Origin of the sequence: Streptomyces sp. NBC_00341 (assembly GCF_041435055.1) — a bacterium.
GTDB lineage: Bacteria > Actinomycetota > Actinomycetes > Streptomycetales > Streptomycetaceae > Streptomyces.
Genome location: NZ_CP108002.1, coordinates 8,173,638 through 8,188,177 on the forward strand (window position 1 = coordinate 8,173,638; position 14,540 = coordinate 8,188,177).

Genomic DNA, 14,540 nt, shown 5'->3' on the forward strand with positions numbered 1-14,540 from the left:
AGAGCGTCGCGTTCCGTGGTCAGGCGCCGGCGGGCAGCTGGGTCTGGATGAGGTCCATGACCGATGAGTCGGTCAGGGTGGTGACGTCTCCGAGTTCCCTGTTCTCGGCGACGTCGCGGAGAAGGCGTCGCATGATCTTGCCGGAGCGGGTCTTGGGCAGTTCTGCGACCGGCAGGACGCGCTTGGGCTTGGCGATCGGGCCGAGGGTGGTGCCGACGTGGTTGCGCAGTTCCGCGACGAGTTCTTCGGAGGCGGTTGCGGTGCCGCGCAGGATCACGAACGCGACGATGGACTGGCCGGTCGTCTCGTCGGCGGCGCCGACCACGGCGGCCTCGGCGACGGCCGGGTGCGACACGAGGGCGGATTCGACCTCGGTGGTGGAGATGTTGTGCCCGGACACGAGCATGACGTCGTCGACGCGGCCCAGGAGCCAGATGTCGCCGTCCTCGTCCTTCTTGGCACCGTCGCCCGCGAAGTACCTGCCCTCGAACCGCGACCAGTAGGTGTCGAGGAACCGCTGGTCGTCGCCCCAGATGGTGCGCAGCATCGAGGGCCACGGCTCGGTGAGGACGAGATAGCCGCCTCCGCCGTCGGGGACCTCACGTGCTTCGTCGTCGACGACGGTGGCGCTGATGCCGGGCAGGGCGCGCTGGGCGCTGCCGGGCTTGGTGTGGGTGACGCCGGGGAGCGGCGAGATCATCATCGCGCCTGTCTCGGTCTGCCACCAGGTGTCGACGATGGGGCACGTGTCGGCGCCGATGTGCTTGCGGTACCACATCCACGCCTCGGGGTTGATCGGCTCACCGACCGAACCCAGGACCCGGAGACTGCTCAGGTCGAACTTGGCGGGGATGTCGTCACCCCACTTCATGAACGTGCGGATCGCGGTCGGCGCGGTGTAGAGGATACTCACGCCGTACTTCTGGACGATCTCCCAGAAGCGCCCCTGGTGCGGGGTGTCGGGGGTGCCCTCGTACATGACCTGCGTCGCACCGTTGGCCAGCGGCCCGTACACGATGTAGGAGTGCCCGGTCACCCAGCCGATGTCGGCGGTGCACCAGTAGACATCCGTCTCCGGCTTGAGGTCGAAGACCGCGTGGTGCGTGTAGGCCGCCTGCGTGAGGTAGCCGCCGGAGGTGTGCAGGATGCCCTTCGGCTTCCCCGTCGTCCCCGAGGTGTAGAGGATGAACAACGGCTGCTCGGCCTCGAACGCCTCGGGAGTGTGCTCGGCGGACTGCCGCGCGGTGATCTCGTGCCACCACACATCACGGCCCTCGGTCCACGCGGTGTCCTGCCCGGTGCGCCGGACGACCAGAACGTGCTCGACGCTCTCGATCCGGGACACGGCCTCGTCGACCGCGGGCTTGAGCGCGGAGGGCTTCCCACGCCGGTAACCCCCGTCGGAGGTGATGACGACCTTCGCGTCCGCGTCCTGGATACGGGTCGCGATCGCGTCCGCGGAGAACCCGCCGAACACCACGGAGTGGGCGGCGCCGATGCGGGCGCAGGCCAGCATCGCGACGGCGGCCTCGGGGATCATCGGCAGGTAGACGGCGACGCGGTCGCCCTTGCCGACACCGAGCTCGGTGAGCGCGTTGGCGGCGCGGGAGACCTCGTCCTTCAGCTCCGCGTAGGTGATGGCACGGCTGTCGCCGGGTTCGCCCTCGAAGTGGATGGCGACGCGGTCGCCGTTGCCCGCCTCGACGTGGCGGTCCACGCAGTTGTACGCGACGTTGAGCTTGCCGTCCGCGAACCACTTCGCGAAGGGCGGGTTGCTCCAGTCGAGCGTCTCGGTCGGCTCCGTGGCCCAGGTCAGGCGGCGGGCCTGCTCGGCCCAGAAGCCCAGCCGGTCCGCATCGGCCTGCTCGTACGCCTCGGCTGTGACGTTGGCGTTCGCGGCCAGATCGGCAGGCGGTGCAAACCGCCGCTGCTGGGAGCCGGCCACCGTCGCGCTGACCACCGCCCTGTCGTCGCGTGCTGCAGACATACCTACTCGCTCTCCTTCACGTACCTGCACGATGCGGAGTGCACCGCTCGCCCAGCTACCGCACGGCACGCCGAACGGTGTTCTCGGCCGTTGCCGTTGGCTCGACGTTTCCACCCGGAGCTCTGCGGGGGAGTCGAGGCCTCCTGGGCAGTGTCCGCACGGGCGTCCGGTCGAGGGCCTTCATGTGCGGCGACGATCGCCGACGCCTCGTGATGCGTGACACTTTCATTAACCTACTGTGTAATCGAGGTTCAGTCCATAGGGGTGTCCTGCGGTTCGCCGGTGAAGAGGTCGATGAGCCCGAACGGGGCGCGGTCGCCCAGACACAGGTCCAGCATCTCGTGGGCGTCGGCATAGAAGGGGACGGTGCGGGCGAACAGCGCCTCTTCGTAGGCGGTGAGTGCCACCTCGACGTCGTCAGGGTGCGCGGCGATCGCCTTGGCGAGTTCGGCGCCGTCGAACATGGCCAGATTTGCGCCGTCGCCGGACGGCGGCATCAGGTGTGCGGCGTCGCCGAGGAGCGTCACCCCGCGCATGCGGTTCCATCGGTGCCCGTCCGGAAGTGCGTGAATCATGCGCGCGACCGGTGCGGTCTCGCCGTCGGTGATCAGCGCGGTGAGCTCCGGTGCCCACCCGTCGAACTCGGCTGCTACCCGAGCGGTGGCCGCGGCGGCATCGCTGAAATCGATGCTGCCGATCCACTCGGCGGACCGGGTCAGCTCGACGTACGTGTGCAGGATGTTCCCCGCTTCGCGGTGCGCGACGATCCCCTTGCCCGGGGTCAGCGCGTACATCGCACCCACGCCGACGGTCCCGGCCGCCGCGGTGTGCCGCTCGTCGGCGTCGTGCAGGTAGGTGTCGATGAAGGTGGTGCCGATGTACTCGGGCTTGGCGTCGGAGAGCAACGGGCGGACCTTCGACCACGCGCCGTCGGCACCGACCAGTAGATCGCTGGTCACGGTCGTGCCGTCGGCGAGGGTCAGCTCGTGCCGGCCGTGGCCGAGGGGTCGAACGCCGGTGATCTTGCGCCCCCACTGGACCGTTCCGGCGGGCAGGGAGTCGAGCAGGATGCGACGCAGGTCTCCGCGAAGGACCTCGGGACGCCGTGCCGTTCCGTCGTCGGGCTCGTCGTGCAGCAGCTTGCCGTGCTGGTCAAGCACGCGCAGGGCCTCGGCGCCTTCATGGATGATCGCGCGGAACTCGTTGGTGAGTCCGGCGTCGGCGAGTGCGCGCTGCCCGTCGTCCTCGTGAATGTCGAGCTGGCCGCCCTGGGTCCTGGACTCGGGCGAGGCGTCGGCCTCGTAAATCGTCGAGGGGATGCCATGAACGTGCAGGACCCGGGCGAGGGTCAGGCCGCCGAGGCCGGCGCCGACGATGGTGATCGGGTGATGAGTGGTGGTCTTCATGGTCTTCCTCGTTTCCGTGCGGATGGGGCGCCGGGCAGCTGCCATGAGACCTAAATGGTCCCGCGTTCCATAAGTAATATGGAACGCGGGACCAGGGTGTGTCAAAATGAGGACATGCCACGCACGCGAGGAAGAGCACCCGACGGGAAAGGCCGGACCGACGCCCTTTCGCGAGAGATCATCGTGGGTGCAGCCGTCGCGCTGTTGGACGAGCGTGGTGAGCGAGGGCTCACGTTCCGGCTGCTGGCCAAGGAGCTCGACACCGGGCCTGGCGCGCTGTATTGGCACGTAGCGAACAAGGACGAGCTTGTCGCCCTGGCCGCCGATCAGGTCCTCGGTCAGGTTTTTGCCGCGGTCCCGTGCGCCGAGGAGGATGCAGCCGTAGGGCTGCGCGCGCTGGCGGTCGCCGTCTTCGACGCCCTTGACCGGCATGCGTGGGCGGCGTCGCACGTCACGGCACCGGCCGCGCTGGCGAACGCCCTGCGCCTGCTCGACCGCATCGGCAGCCTGGTCATGCGGGTCGGGGTGCCGGCCGAACGGCACTTCGCGGTCGCCACCGCGATCTCGTACTACATCACCGGCGTGAGCGCCCAGATCGTCGCCCCCGGCATCACCGCCGATGCGGCCGTCGGCCGGGAGGCCTTCCTCGCCCGGACTGCCGAAGGCTGGGAGGGGCTCGATCCCGACGACTACCCCTTCCTGGCGCGCACCGCCGCCAACCTGCGCGACCACGACGACCGCGACCAGTTCATCGCCGGACTCGACCTTCTCCTGAACGGCCTGAACGCCACGGCGGAGGCGCCGTCCGCTTGACGGCGCCTCCGCGTAGGCGCCGCACCGCGGAAAGCGGCTTCGTCCATGGTTCCGGTGGACCTGGGAGCCCGGGGCGCCTGGGCCGCGACCCGATGTGGACAGGGTGACCGGCAAGGCCGACGCGCCCGGTCCGACTTCATGGCTCGGAATTCGACTATGGGATATAGTAGGCAATATGTCACGCATCAACGAGTCGGCGATCGACTGTGTCCCTCAAGAGATCGTCGAAGCTACGCTGCGGGCCGCCGGGGCGCGCGATGTGCCTCCGGCCGACGTGACTTTGCGGGACATCGCCCAGGAAGCAGGGATGTCCCGCAGCACGCTGCTGCGCAGGCTGGGCGGCAGCCGACGTTCCCTGGACGAGGCGCTGCGGGCTGCCGGTGTCGACCTCGGAGGCCGGAAACCGGTCAAGGAGCGTGCGATCGCGGCTGCGGGCGCTCTGATCAGTGAGCAGGGGCTGGGGAAGGTCACGTTCGAGCGGGTGGCGGCGGCGGCGGAGTGCTCGGTGCCCAGTCTCTACGTCACGTTCGGGGGGCGTGACGAACTCCTCCGTGCCGTGTTCGATCGCTACAGTCCGATCGTCGACGTCGAGGCGTTCCTGGCCGGGCCGCACGGCGACCTGGAAGCAACCGTGCACCAGCTCTACCGACTGCTCGGCGACGCCATGGAGCGTGAACCGCGCGTGCTGCCGGCTCTGCTGGCCGAGGTCTTCGCTCGCCCTGGGGACGCAAGCGTCCAGTTCGCCTTCCAGAACCTCACCCCCCGGATGCTGGCCGGGCTCGGGCAGTGGCTTGCCGCGGAAGTGGCCGCTGGGCGAATCCGCGATCTCCCCCTCCTTCTGCTGATCCAGCAGATGGTCAGCCCACTTCTCCTGCACTTCCTGTTGCGTCCCGTTACGGGTCAGGTCGCCGCTGAGTACCTGACCACGAAGGAGGAGGCTGTGGACACGTTCGCTCAGGCCTTCCTCCGCGCCGTCGCTCTTCCCGTGGCGGCGGGCGTGCGCCCGCAGGAGTAGCTCGCGCGCTGACGGGCTGCGGCTGAGCCGGGCGGGTTCATCGTGCCCGGCGCCCGTGCTGGACTCCGGCCGACGGGACGGTTCCGGCACCCTCCGAGCTGCGGGTGACTTAGTGGTGTACCGGCTCCTCCGGGCGGTGCGGTGAAGTGCGCCGGCCGTCTGCCGTCGAGGCGTATTCGGCGCGACCCCGTGCCCTGCACATTCGTCGGGGGAAGACCCGAAGTTCAGCACGGCGAGCGTGACGTCTTCACGTCAGCACCCCCCACATCCTCGATCACCCTTCCGGTCGGCGAATACGACCAATTCGCCGCGGCGACATGGTCGCATGCACGGCCGTTCGCGGTGTCGGGCTGCACCGCACCATCCAACGCCTTTCTGGCGCCGTCCAGTTGCACGATGCGTCGCGCACGGTTGACGCCAAACCGCCTGGCGAGTGGCCCCTGATGTGACGACGCCGGTAGACCCACGTCGGAACGGGGCAACTCGCGTGACCGCAGTGCGAAACTTGACACCTCTATGTACGTAGGCTGTAATCGGGTATCAAAATAATGAATGGCGAGCCGCGATGTGTTTGCGTCGCCCGGCCGCCGTCCCGTACACATCGCGACCCCTACCGCCTTCCTTGCAGGCGGGACGGGTGATCGGAAATGATCTTTATGGGCCACTCCACCCCCGCACCCACGAGCACGCACCGCAAGCTGGTCATCGTTGTCCTCGGCCTGGCAGCGCTGATCACCACCATGCTGTGCGCCTTCGCCCTGCCCTCGCTGCACAGCGGCCCCCACCACGTCCCCATCGGTGTTACCGGAACCCAGCAGGCCGCGCAGGACCTCCAGCGAACTCTCGACAGCGATACGTGGGACGTCGACGTGTACGCCAGTACGTCGGAGCTCAAGGCGGCAATCGAGGATCAGGACGTCGTCGGCGGCCTGGCCCTGCAGCCGGGCAAGCTCGACGTCTACACCGCCACGGCGGGCGCCCCCTCCGCGACCGGCGCTGTGACCGCTCTGGGCGACACCCTGGCCGCGGACCGGCACGTTGCCGCGACCGTCCACGACCTGGTGCCTTTCACCGCGGACGACCCTCGTGGCTCAGGCCTCACCGCGGCGTTGATGCCGATGATCTTCGGCGGAATCTTCCCGGCCCTGATTCTCGGCGGCGTCTTCCCCGGACATCGTGGCCTGCGTACCCGGCTGGCCGGAGCCGTCCTGTTCTCCTTGGTCGCGGGCGTGGCTGTCGCAGCGGTCCTTCAGTTCGCCACCCACTCCATCGGTGGTGACTACTGGATGAACGCCTTCGGTGTCGTCCTCGGCATGACCGCCATGTCCACCACCCTCCTCGGGCTCCAGGCCCTCCTGCGCATGGGGGGCTTCGCCTTCGGCGGAGCGTTGATGATGCTGCTGGGCAATCCCCTGTCGGGACTGGCCACCGGCCCCCACTGGCTCCCCTCGGGCTGGGCCGCTCTCGGCCAGTTCCTCCCTCCGGGTGCCGCCGGCAGTCTCCTGCGCACCAATGCCTTCTTCGACGGCGCGACGGCGGGATTCCCTGCCCTCGTCCTGACCGGATGGATCATCCTCGGAGTCGCCCTCGCACTCATCGCCGACCGGCGGGGACGGCGCAGTCCGCAGGCACCGTCCGAGTCCGTCGTCGTGCGGCAGTCGACTCCGGCCGACCCGCAGCCGGCACCTGTCGCGTCGGGCCGCTGACACGCTCGGTTGCTCAGTGGGGTGGCGACTGAGGGAATGGGCTGCTCCACCCCCTTGAGGGGCCCGGACGCGGCCGGGCCCCTCAAGGGGGTGGAGGGTGAGATGGAGCCGGCGTCAGCAGGCGACAGTGCGCGTGCCCAGCTGTGATGCCCGAGGTGATGAGGTCGATGCCGGCAAGGAACTGGGCTACGAGATCATCGGCCTCCTCGCCGAGCCGACCATGTGTATCGAGGTCCACCCCTGCTCCGCCCTGCCCGCCGCCCCGGCGTGAGCGCGGCGGAGCGGCCCGGCATTCCGGGCGGCCAGGCTGCTGCCGCCACATACGCGGATTCCCTGGAGGTCGGGTGCTCGTGCAGCGCGTGGCGTTCCCGTCCGCGCCCCTTGAGCGGGCGGCCCGTCCTTGTCAGCCCGAGCCGCCAGGTCGAACGGTCGAGGGCGGGGGAGATGCTGTTCTCTGGACTTCCGCCCGCCGCTCAGGTGTGGGGGTGAAATCAGTCCGGGGCATCACACTCACACAAATTGTGAACATTTTTCGATGGGATGCGATGCGCGCGTACGCATTGGCGTTAGGGGAATCAGCGGCGATCCTGGGGCGGCTGAGGAGCGTCAGCGTCTCAAAGCGCAAAGTCTGCATGCAGATCTCACGTCTCGTGAGATCTCTACCGCGCCTCTTGGTTCAAGGCGCGAGTGCCACCTCGACGTAAAGTGTTGACATTTATCGATGGTGCTTGATGATGGTACTAGCGCCCCCGCCTCTGCCGTCGCAGAAGTAGCGGGGGAGATCCCGGTGCCGGGGTGCGACGCGCAGGTAATCGTGCCGTATCCGCCACGGCAGGTTTCCGATCGATGCGCGGGCAGCGTGCGGCACGCGGGTGCCGGCTCGAATTCAGATTCCGGTGGGACCACCGGAGCGAGGCCGTGCGTCATTGAAATCCCCTGGATCGTCGGGCAAGTCACCAGATGAATGTGTGTAAGGAGATGGATTCGTGATACTGGTCACCGCCGCCAATGGCAATCAGGGAAAGCTCCTGGTCCCGCGTCTTCTGGCCGCGGGTCAGGAGCTTCGAGTTTGTGTTCGCTCCGAGGAATCGGCACAGTCTCTTCGTTCTGCTGGAGTGACTGATGTCGTCGTCGGCGATATCGCGGAGCCCGGGGTGATGGTACGTGCCATGCAGGGGGTGGAGAAGGTCTACTACGTGGGTCCGACCCTCCATCCGAAGGAGCGGGAGATGGGGTTTACGGCCATTGACGCCGCTCGCGAGTCCGGCGTGCAGCATTTCGTGTTCAGCTCAGTGCTGCACGCGATTCTTACCGATCTTACTCAGCATGAAATCAAGCGCGATCTCGAGGAGTATCTGCTTTCCTCCGGGCTGGAGTTCACGATTCTGCAGCCCGCCAACTACATGTTGCGGCACAGGCTCAAGCCTGTTCTGGAGCAAGGCGTCTTCCTTCTCTCGTGGGCGCTCGAGCGATACCAGTCGATGGTCGATCTGGGGGACGTCACCGACGTGGCCGCCGCCGTTCTCACCGACGGTGATCGTCATGCGGGGGCGACCTACGAACTGGTCGCGCCCGGGCGCTACACGGCGTACGACATCGCGGAGACAATCTCCGAAGTGCTGGGGCGCAAGGTGTCCGCCAAACGAATCGATGCCGATCAATTCACGGCGGCGTCACATGGCGCGGACCACGAAATCAATTTCCCGTATCATACCGGCGCTGCGCGAGCGATCAGTAAGCGCTACAGCAGTCATGATTTCGTGGGAAACCCGAATGTGCTCACGTGGCTGCTCGGCCGAAATCCGACCAGTTTCAAGCAGTTCGTCCAGCGAGAGCTGGAAGGTCACTCGTAGGGCTGCGGCGGGTGGTGCCGGTTCGTTTGCTCACGCCTGTGAACGCTTCACCGCAATCGCGAGTCGGGCCGGCCTGATACTGGCCGTCGTCCACCGGCTGGGTCTGCCCCACCTGACAGGGAGGGGCAGACCCAGCCTCGGTCACGCGGGCTTGATCGGAAGCTGCACGTACGAGGCGCGGTCGCCCCCCGTGTGGATGACATGCCGTCCGCCGAATTCGGTGGTGTACTCGCGGATTCCGGGCATCATCGTGCCCAGGAGCGACCGGCTGCTGATGACGAAACGGAGCTGTTCGCCCGGGTGGAAGGCGAGCCCGACCGGGAGCAGGTCGATCTCGACATCGACAACCTCACCGGGCGAGAGCTTCTCGACCTGGTCGAAGCTGTGGGCGGGAATCTCCTCCGTCGACAGCTTCTCGTCCAGACGCCGCATCGAGACGCGCAGACGCCCGTCCGTCCCCTTGTAGCGAAGGATCGAGGCGCCTCGCTCGGTGACGTCCTGGATCATCGCGCCCTGGTTGAGCACGGTGAACTGCTGCAGGGGCGTGCCGTACGCGTCGAGCTTCTGGACGAGGAGGAACAGGTCCATGTCGTCCGCGCCTTCGGCCTCGACCCACAGGTGCGCCTTCGGGTAGCCGACGAGGACGGTCTCCTGGTCGAAGCGCGTCACGAACGACACCGTGTCCGGGTTGGCCCCGACGGGGTACCCCGCCGTCGCCCCGGTGTCGGGCACCGCGGTCCCCAGGGTCCGTGAGCGGGCGTCGAGGTAGTACTTCACCGGCGTGACGTCCGCCGGCGGGAACTCCTCCGCCGGGATGTTCACCCGGTCGCCGCCCTGCAGATCGAGGAGGGAGTAGCGCACGCGTGGCGTCTGCTCCCACCCGTTGTCCTCGCCCTTGAGGAAGTGGTCGAAGAACCGGCGCAGGTCCTCCACGTTCGCCTCGTCGTAGTAGTCGGGCCATTCCTGGCTGTTGTGGACGCGCAGCCACTTCTGCGTGGACTCCATGCGCCGCCAGGCACGGAAGGTCCCTGCGGTGTGCAGTGTGTTGGAGTAGCTCGCGACGACGTACGCGGGCACGTTGATCCGGTCGAAGAGCGGGATCTTGTTCTCCCACAAGTCGTTCACCAGCGGGTAGCGGTCGGCCTCCGTGAGGATGTCCTCCTTCTGGCCGTTGCCGTAGAAGCTGTTGTCCTGAAGCTGGCGGGCGAAGCCGGTGTCGGGGATGCCGCCGCGCATCACCAGGTCGCGGTAGACATCGCTGACGCCTTCCCACGGGTTGATCGCCGTCAGGTGCGGAGGCTGTTCGGCCGCGGTGAACCACTGGGAGACCGCGAGGTAGGACGTGCCACTCATGGCGACCTTGCCCGTGCACCAGTCCTGGACGCCGAGCCACTCGATGAGGTCGTAGCAGTCGCGCCCCTCCTGCCGGTCCCATACGACGCTGTCGCCCTCGCAGTTGGCGACGCCCCGGATGTCCGGGTTGCAGATCGCGTAGCCCTGCGCGCACCAGTACGCGGGGTCCGGGCCCTCGAACTTCTCCAGGCCCGAGACGATCCCGTTGTCGAGCCCGACCATGCCGAAGATGCCCATCACGCTGGCGGACGAGCCCTGGCCCTTCCCGTACGGGCTCCACGCCACGATGACCGGCACCCGCTCTGTGCCGGCGGGACGGAATACATCGACGTTGATCGTGACGCCGTCGCGCAGTGTGACCGGCACGTCCTTGTCGAGCACGATGTCGAGGGGGAGCGGCTTGAACGGCGGGGCGATCTGAAAGCCCGCCTCCAGTGTTCGGGAACCGGGCTCGTAGCCGCTCAGTACTCCGTACCGGCCACCCGGCTCCAGTGGCTGAGAGGGCGTGAATACCTTCTGGACATCACTCATGGTGAACTCCTCGCATCTCTGCGTCCGTGGACCGGCTCTGTCCACGATGCGAGCGTACGTCCGTGATCGCAAGATCTCAACAGCTGTTGAGATCATGGTCCGGGGGTAGTTTTGGCACATGACCGCGCACACGACTCCCACCGCGACCGGCCGTCTCGGACGACGGCCGGGAACGAACACGACGCGGCAGGCGATCCTCGCCGCGGCCCGCGCCCGTTTCGCAGCCGACGGCTTCACAGCGACGACGATCCGGCGGGTCGCGGCCGACGCCGGCGTGGACGCGTCGCTGGTGATGCAGTTCTTCCGGTCGAAGAACGAGCTGTTCGCCGCCGTCATGTCCGTGCCCGCTGACGCGTTGACACGCTTCAGTGCCGCGTTCGAGGGTGCGGACGACGGCCTCGGAGAGCGTGTCGTCCGCGCCTTCCTCGAGGTGTGGGAGGAGGACGTACGGAGCTCGGAGCCGCTCATGGCGATGCTCCGGGGTGCCATCGCCAACGATCAGGCGAACGAGCAGCTGCGCGGCTTCCTCCAGGAACGACTGCTGGTCGACGCTCTCGCGTCGCGCTCCGTCGGCGACGACTTGACGCTCCGGGTGGGGATCGTGTCGTCGATGCTTGTCGGGCTCGTGGTGGGGCGAGGCGTCGTCGGTGTCCCCACGCTCACCGGGGTGGAGCGTGAGCAGCTGATCGCCCTTGTCGGGCCCGCCGTGCAGAGCGTGCTCGTGCCGATGCCATCGGCCGATGACAAGGCGGCGGACCGATGACGGCGATCGACGGGCGCATCTACGTCGACGGGCGCCCCACCCCGTGCCCACCGGACCTGGAGGACGCCGCCGACGACCTGGAACGGTCGGGCGGTGTCGCCTGGATCGGGTTGATGGACCCGGGCGCGGACGAGCTGGAGGCGGCCGCGGCCCGGGTCGGGCTGCACCCCCTGGCCGTCGAGGACGCGCGTCCTCTGGAGCGTCTTCAAGTGGCGGCGCTGGCTCTGACTCGTCGCTCCGGAAGCACGTCGTAGCGGCCGGGGGGCAGGCGGCACTGCCGCCTGCTCCCCGGCCTGCATTGCCGCTGTGCCAGTCACGTGTTCCCTGGCAGTGCCCGGGACCGAGGGCCGGCCGCGTCCTCGCCGCGAACTCAGCCGGCCTTGTTCGGAGCAACCGGCGCGAAGCGGTCCAGGGTGGTGATCCCCTCGAACCTGTGCGGCTGGGATCCCGCCATCAGCCTGCCGTAGTTCTCGGACAGGGCTTCGAGGTTGAGGGCTCCGTGCAACGTGATGACACGGGCGTCCCGCCAAGCCCGTTGAATGGGCTCACTTTCCATGATCGCGGTCGAGCCGGAGTTCCGCTGGAGCAGTTCGATCGCCTCCGCGCACCATTTGGCCGCGTAGGCCGTCTCGGCGAGGACGCGCGCACTGAACATCTGCATGTACTCGGGTTCGGCCGGCGTTCCGGCGGCGGCGAGTGCTCCGAGCCGGTCGGTCTCATCGGCGTTGGCGCGGGTCAGCAACGTCGCTGAGCGGATCTTCGAATGAACCTCTGTGAGCATCAAGTGTGTGAGCGGCGCTTCCAGCTGATTCCTGTACGTCGTGCCGCGCAGAGGCCGGCCGGCGGCGCGTTCGAGGAACCTGTCCAGTGCACCTTGGGCGAGGCCGATCGACATCCCCGCCATGAGGCTGAACGCCCAGCCGAGGGTCGGCGCCTTCCAGAGGGCACCCTTGAGGCCGTTGTCGAGAGAGCCGCCGACGACATGCCGGAAGTCGACGCCGCGATGTTCCGGAACGAAGAGCCGGTCCTCTGCGAGCGTGATGGACACACTGCCGGTGGCGCGCATGCCGGCGACCTGCCAGTCGTCGAGGAACCGGAGTTCGGCGCGAGGGACCTGAACGCCTACCAGGTAGGGGCCTTCGCCGTCGTCGGCGATGCAGCCGAGGTTGGTGAAGGGTGCCCAGAGCGAGTCGCTGCCGAACGTCCAGGGGCCGCCGGAGATGGTCCAGCCGCCCTCGACCCGCTGTGCGCGCCCCTTGGAGGCCGGGAAGTGGCTTGAGGCGGCGACCCGCGGTCCGACCCACGCGGGGCCGAAGACCTCCTCGACCACCTGAGCCCCCGAACCGGCGGGAATCCAGTTCGTCGAGGCCCCCACCCATACGGTCCATCCGCACGAGCCGTCCCACCTGGACACCTCGGAGACGACGTCCAACTGCTCCCGAACGGTCAGCTCGTAGCCGCCGAACTCCGCGGGACTGCCGATGTCGAACGCTCCGGTCGCGTCCAGATCGGCGATGGTCTCGTCGGGAAGCCGGCCCGCGCGTTCCGCAGACAGCGCGCGTTTCCTCAGGTCCGGCCCGAGCGCCCGGACCTTCTCCAGGACCGTCGTCAGCCTCTCGGACGTGGGGTGAGTCGCAACCATCGTCGATATCTCCTGTGGTCGATTCTTGCGGGTGAGGGTCCGACCGCGCTTTTGCCGGCTCGAACTCTCAGCCTTCGTGCAGTTGTGGCTCTGACCTGCGGCATCCGGAGGCCGGATGTCTGTTCATGGGAATCGTCGTCCGAGGTGACCCCCGAGGCGGTCGCCCGGTCGCCGGGCAGCGGTCCGGTCCGGAGCAGGGCCACCGCGTGTGCCGCTGGTGTTGCGGTGGTGATGAACCCTGAAGGACAGGCGGTGGCGGGGCCGCAGCGAATAGTGATCGTTTGATGGCAGCTCCCGGCCACCCACCGCCCGGCGGGTAAAACGGTGCCCTCAATCGCACCGTAGAAGGCGCACTTTAAAGTGTCAACATTTTCGACATCCTTATTCTCGGCCATGTGTCGTGCACCGATAGTGACCGGCGTGTCGACTCGTGCGTGATACAGCCCTGGGGTCGAGCTCCGGGCGTGGTGACGCCGCGTGTGGGTGCGTGAGGGGTTCAGGCCTCTGGTGCCTGCGTGTCGCCTGTCCTCCCGGTCGGTTCCGCGCGGGCGGTAGGGCGATGTAACTCGGAGGACATGAAGTGTTGACAGTTTCTCCATGGCTCTCGATGATGGTGCCCACGTCCGCCACCCTTTCGTCGGCCTTGAGCCGTCGTCGGAAGTGACGGAAGGTAATTCGGATGCCGAACCGGCGGGGTCAACGGGCCGCTGAGTCGTCGCTCGGTGGTCGACTCGCGACCCGTACCGCACGCAGCCGCACGCATTGCGCTTCAGGGCGGACGGCCGGGACTGCACCTCGCCGGCAAGGGGACGGAGTGCACTCCTCGGGCCGCGCTCCATGCTCCGGCGGCTGCCGAGTAACAGTCGGACCGCCACTGAGCGCGTGCTTCACAGCTGGCATCGGGAGTGCCCCACTGGCGACTTGAAGGATGAGGAGCGCAACAATGGTTGAACACGACAAGGCCGCCATTATCGAAGTCCTGAATCTCTACGGCTTCGCGCTTGATGCCCACGAGTGGGACCTGTTCGACCGCGTTTTCGCGGAGGATGTGACCGCTGAATTTGGTCCTGCCGGAAACGCCTGGGAGGGGCTCGCCACTTTCAAGCGCTCGTTTGCCGAGTTCCATGCGGGGCTGGACGGACATCAGCACACGATGATGGGTCATCTCGTACATGTCGACGGTGACAAGGCGCACGCCTTCAGTTATGGCAATTGGCTGCTTGTGCGCGAGGCGGCCGACGGCGGCCCGACGTGGCAGGGGACCGGCTGGTACGACGACGAACTGGTCCGGACCGAGCAGGGATGGCGGATCCGGCACCGTGTCTGCCGGCTGATGTCCTGGGCCGGCAACCCCTCGGTGCCCGAGCCGAACGCCGAACACCACCCCGACATGAAGACGAACGTCCTGCGCCAGCACATCGAGGAGGGCAGGGTCGCGTTCCACAAGGCTATCCAGGCCAAGTAGGCCGCC

12 protein-coding genes are annotated in these 14,540 nt (G+C 67.6%); 8 read left to right on the forward strand and 4 right to left on the reverse strand.

Annotated elements, in window-relative coordinates; genetic code table 11:
• Positions 1-19: 19 nt before the first annotated feature.
• Together acs and OG892_RS36500 are read right to left on the reverse strand one after the other, a co-directional pair.
• Complete coding sequence (gene acs / locus OG892_RS36495; protein ID WP_371631326.1) at positions 20-1,987, reverse strand: acetate--CoA ligase; 1,968 nt, start codon at positions 1,985-1,987, stop codon at positions 20-22.
• Positions 1,988-2,238: 251 nt separating this feature from the next.
• A complete protein-coding gene (locus OG892_RS36500; RefSeq protein ID WP_073734163.1) occupies positions 2,239-3,393 on the reverse strand; it encodes an NAD(P)/FAD-dependent oxidoreductase in 1,155 nt (384 codons plus the stop codon).
• Positions 3,394-3,576: 183 nt separating this feature from the next.
• On the opposite strand from OG892_RS36500, the gene OG892_RS36505 reads away from it, so the two are divergent.
• From OG892_RS36505 to OG892_RS36525, 5 genes are all read left to right on the forward strand, one after another.
• Positions 3,577-4,206 (forward strand): TetR/AcrR family transcriptional regulator, encoded by a 630-nt coding sequence (locus OG892_RS36505; RefSeq protein ID WP_371631327.1) that lies wholly within the window; start codon positions 3,577-3,579, stop codon positions 4,204-4,206.
• Positions 4,207-4,381: 175 nt separating this feature from the next.
• Positions 4,382-5,221, forward strand: a complete 840-nt coding sequence (locus tag OG892_RS36510) for a TetR/AcrR family transcriptional regulator (RefSeq protein ID WP_073734161.1) — start codon at positions 4,382-4,384, stop codon at positions 5,219-5,221.
• A 647-nt stretch (positions 5,222-5,868) separates the two neighbouring features.
• Positions 5,869-6,927 carry a hypothetical protein gene (locus tag OG892_RS36515; protein ID WP_371631328.1) on the forward strand — a complete coding sequence of 353 codons (1,059 nt, stop codon included), beginning with the start codon at positions 5,869-5,871 and terminating at the stop codon, positions 6,925-6,927.
• Between the two features lie 133 nt (positions 6,928-7,060).
• Positions 7,061-7,198, forward strand: a complete 138-nt coding sequence (locus OG892_RS36520; RefSeq protein ID WP_158072227.1) for a hypothetical protein — start codon at positions 7,061-7,063, stop codon at positions 7,196-7,198.
• A gap of 715 nt (positions 7,199-7,913) precedes the next feature.
• Positions 7,914-8,780, forward strand: a complete 867-nt coding sequence (locus tag OG892_RS36525; protein WP_073734159.1) for an SDR family oxidoreductase — start codon at positions 7,914-7,916, stop codon at positions 8,778-8,780.
• A gap of 141 nt (positions 8,781-8,921) precedes the next feature.
• Here the strand turns inward: OG892_RS36525 and OG892_RS36530 are convergent, their stop codons facing one another.
• Positions 8,922-10,664, reverse strand: coding sequence for a CocE/NonD family hydrolase (locus OG892_RS36530; RefSeq protein WP_073734158.1), 1,743 nt, complete (start codon positions 10,662-10,664; stop codon positions 8,922-8,924).
• A gap of 118 nt (positions 10,665-10,782) precedes the next feature.
• Between OG892_RS36530 and OG892_RS36535 the strand changes: the two genes are divergently transcribed.
• Both OG892_RS36535 and OG892_RS36540 read left to right on the forward strand, forming a co-directional pair.
• The gene (locus OG892_RS36535; protein WP_073734157.1) at positions 10,783-11,427 is read left to right on the forward strand and encodes a TetR/AcrR family transcriptional regulator; all 645 of its coding nucleotides are present in this window, start codon (positions 10,783-10,785) and stop codon (positions 11,425-11,427) included.
• Positions 11,424-11,681: a hypothetical protein gene (locus OG892_RS36540; RefSeq protein WP_371631329.1), complete on the forward strand. Its 258-nt coding sequence runs from the start codon at positions 11,424-11,426 to the stop codon at positions 11,679-11,681. The genes OG892_RS36535 and OG892_RS36540 overlap by 4 nt, the downstream gene beginning before the upstream one ends.
• Positions 11,682-11,797: 116 nt before the next feature.
• On the opposite strand, the gene OG892_RS36545 is transcribed toward OG892_RS36540, so the two are convergent.
• The gene (locus OG892_RS36545; protein WP_073734155.1) at positions 11,798-13,069 is read right to left on the reverse strand and encodes an acyl-CoA dehydrogenase family protein; all 1,272 of its coding nucleotides are present in this window, start codon (positions 13,067-13,069) and stop codon (positions 11,798-11,800) included.
• Between the two features lie 943 nt (positions 13,070-14,012).
• Between OG892_RS36545 and OG892_RS36550 the strand changes: the two genes are divergently transcribed.
• Positions 14,013-14,534, forward strand: a complete 522-nt coding sequence (locus tag OG892_RS36550) for a nuclear transport factor 2 family protein (RefSeq protein ID WP_073734154.1) — start codon at positions 14,013-14,015, stop codon at positions 14,532-14,534.
• Positions 14,535-14,540: the final 6 nt, after the last annotated feature.

What these genes read in the sequence shown, in the direction of transcription:
- OG892_RS36515 (WP_371631328.1), top strand. Translation starts at nt 5,869, where the DNA reads ATGATCTTTATGGGCCACTCCACCCCCGCACCCACGAGCACGCACCGC.
- OG892_RS36500 (WP_073734163.1), bottom strand. Translation starts at nt 3,393, where the DNA reads ATGAAGACCACCACTCATCACCCGATCACCATCGTCGGCGCCGGCCTC.
- OG892_RS36530 (WP_073734158.1), bottom strand. Translation starts at nt 10,664, where the DNA reads ATGAGTGATGTCCAGAAGGTATTCACGCCCTCTCAGCCACTGGAGCCG.
- acs (WP_371631326.1), bottom strand. Translation starts at nt 1,987, where the DNA reads ATGTCTGCAGCACGCGACGACAGGGCGGTGGTCAGCGCGACGGTGGCC.
- OG892_RS36540 (WP_371631329.1), top strand. Translation starts at nt 11,424, where the DNA reads ATGACGGCGATCGACGGGCGCATCTACGTCGACGGGCGCCCCACCCCG.
- OG892_RS36535 (WP_073734157.1), top strand. Translation starts at nt 10,783, where the DNA reads ATGACCGCGCACACGACTCCCACCGCGACCGGCCGTCTCGGACGACGG.
- OG892_RS36510 (WP_073734161.1), top strand. Translation starts at nt 4,382, where the DNA reads ATGTCACGCATCAACGAGTCGGCGATCGACTGTGTCCCTCAAGAGATC.
- OG892_RS36550 (WP_073734154.1), top strand. Translation starts at nt 14,013, where the DNA reads ATGGTTGAACACGACAAGGCCGCCATTATCGAAGTCCTGAATCTCTAC.
- OG892_RS36545 (WP_073734155.1), bottom strand. Translation starts at nt 13,069, where the DNA reads ATGGTTGCGACTCACCCCACGTCCGAGAGGCTGACGACGGTCCTGGAG.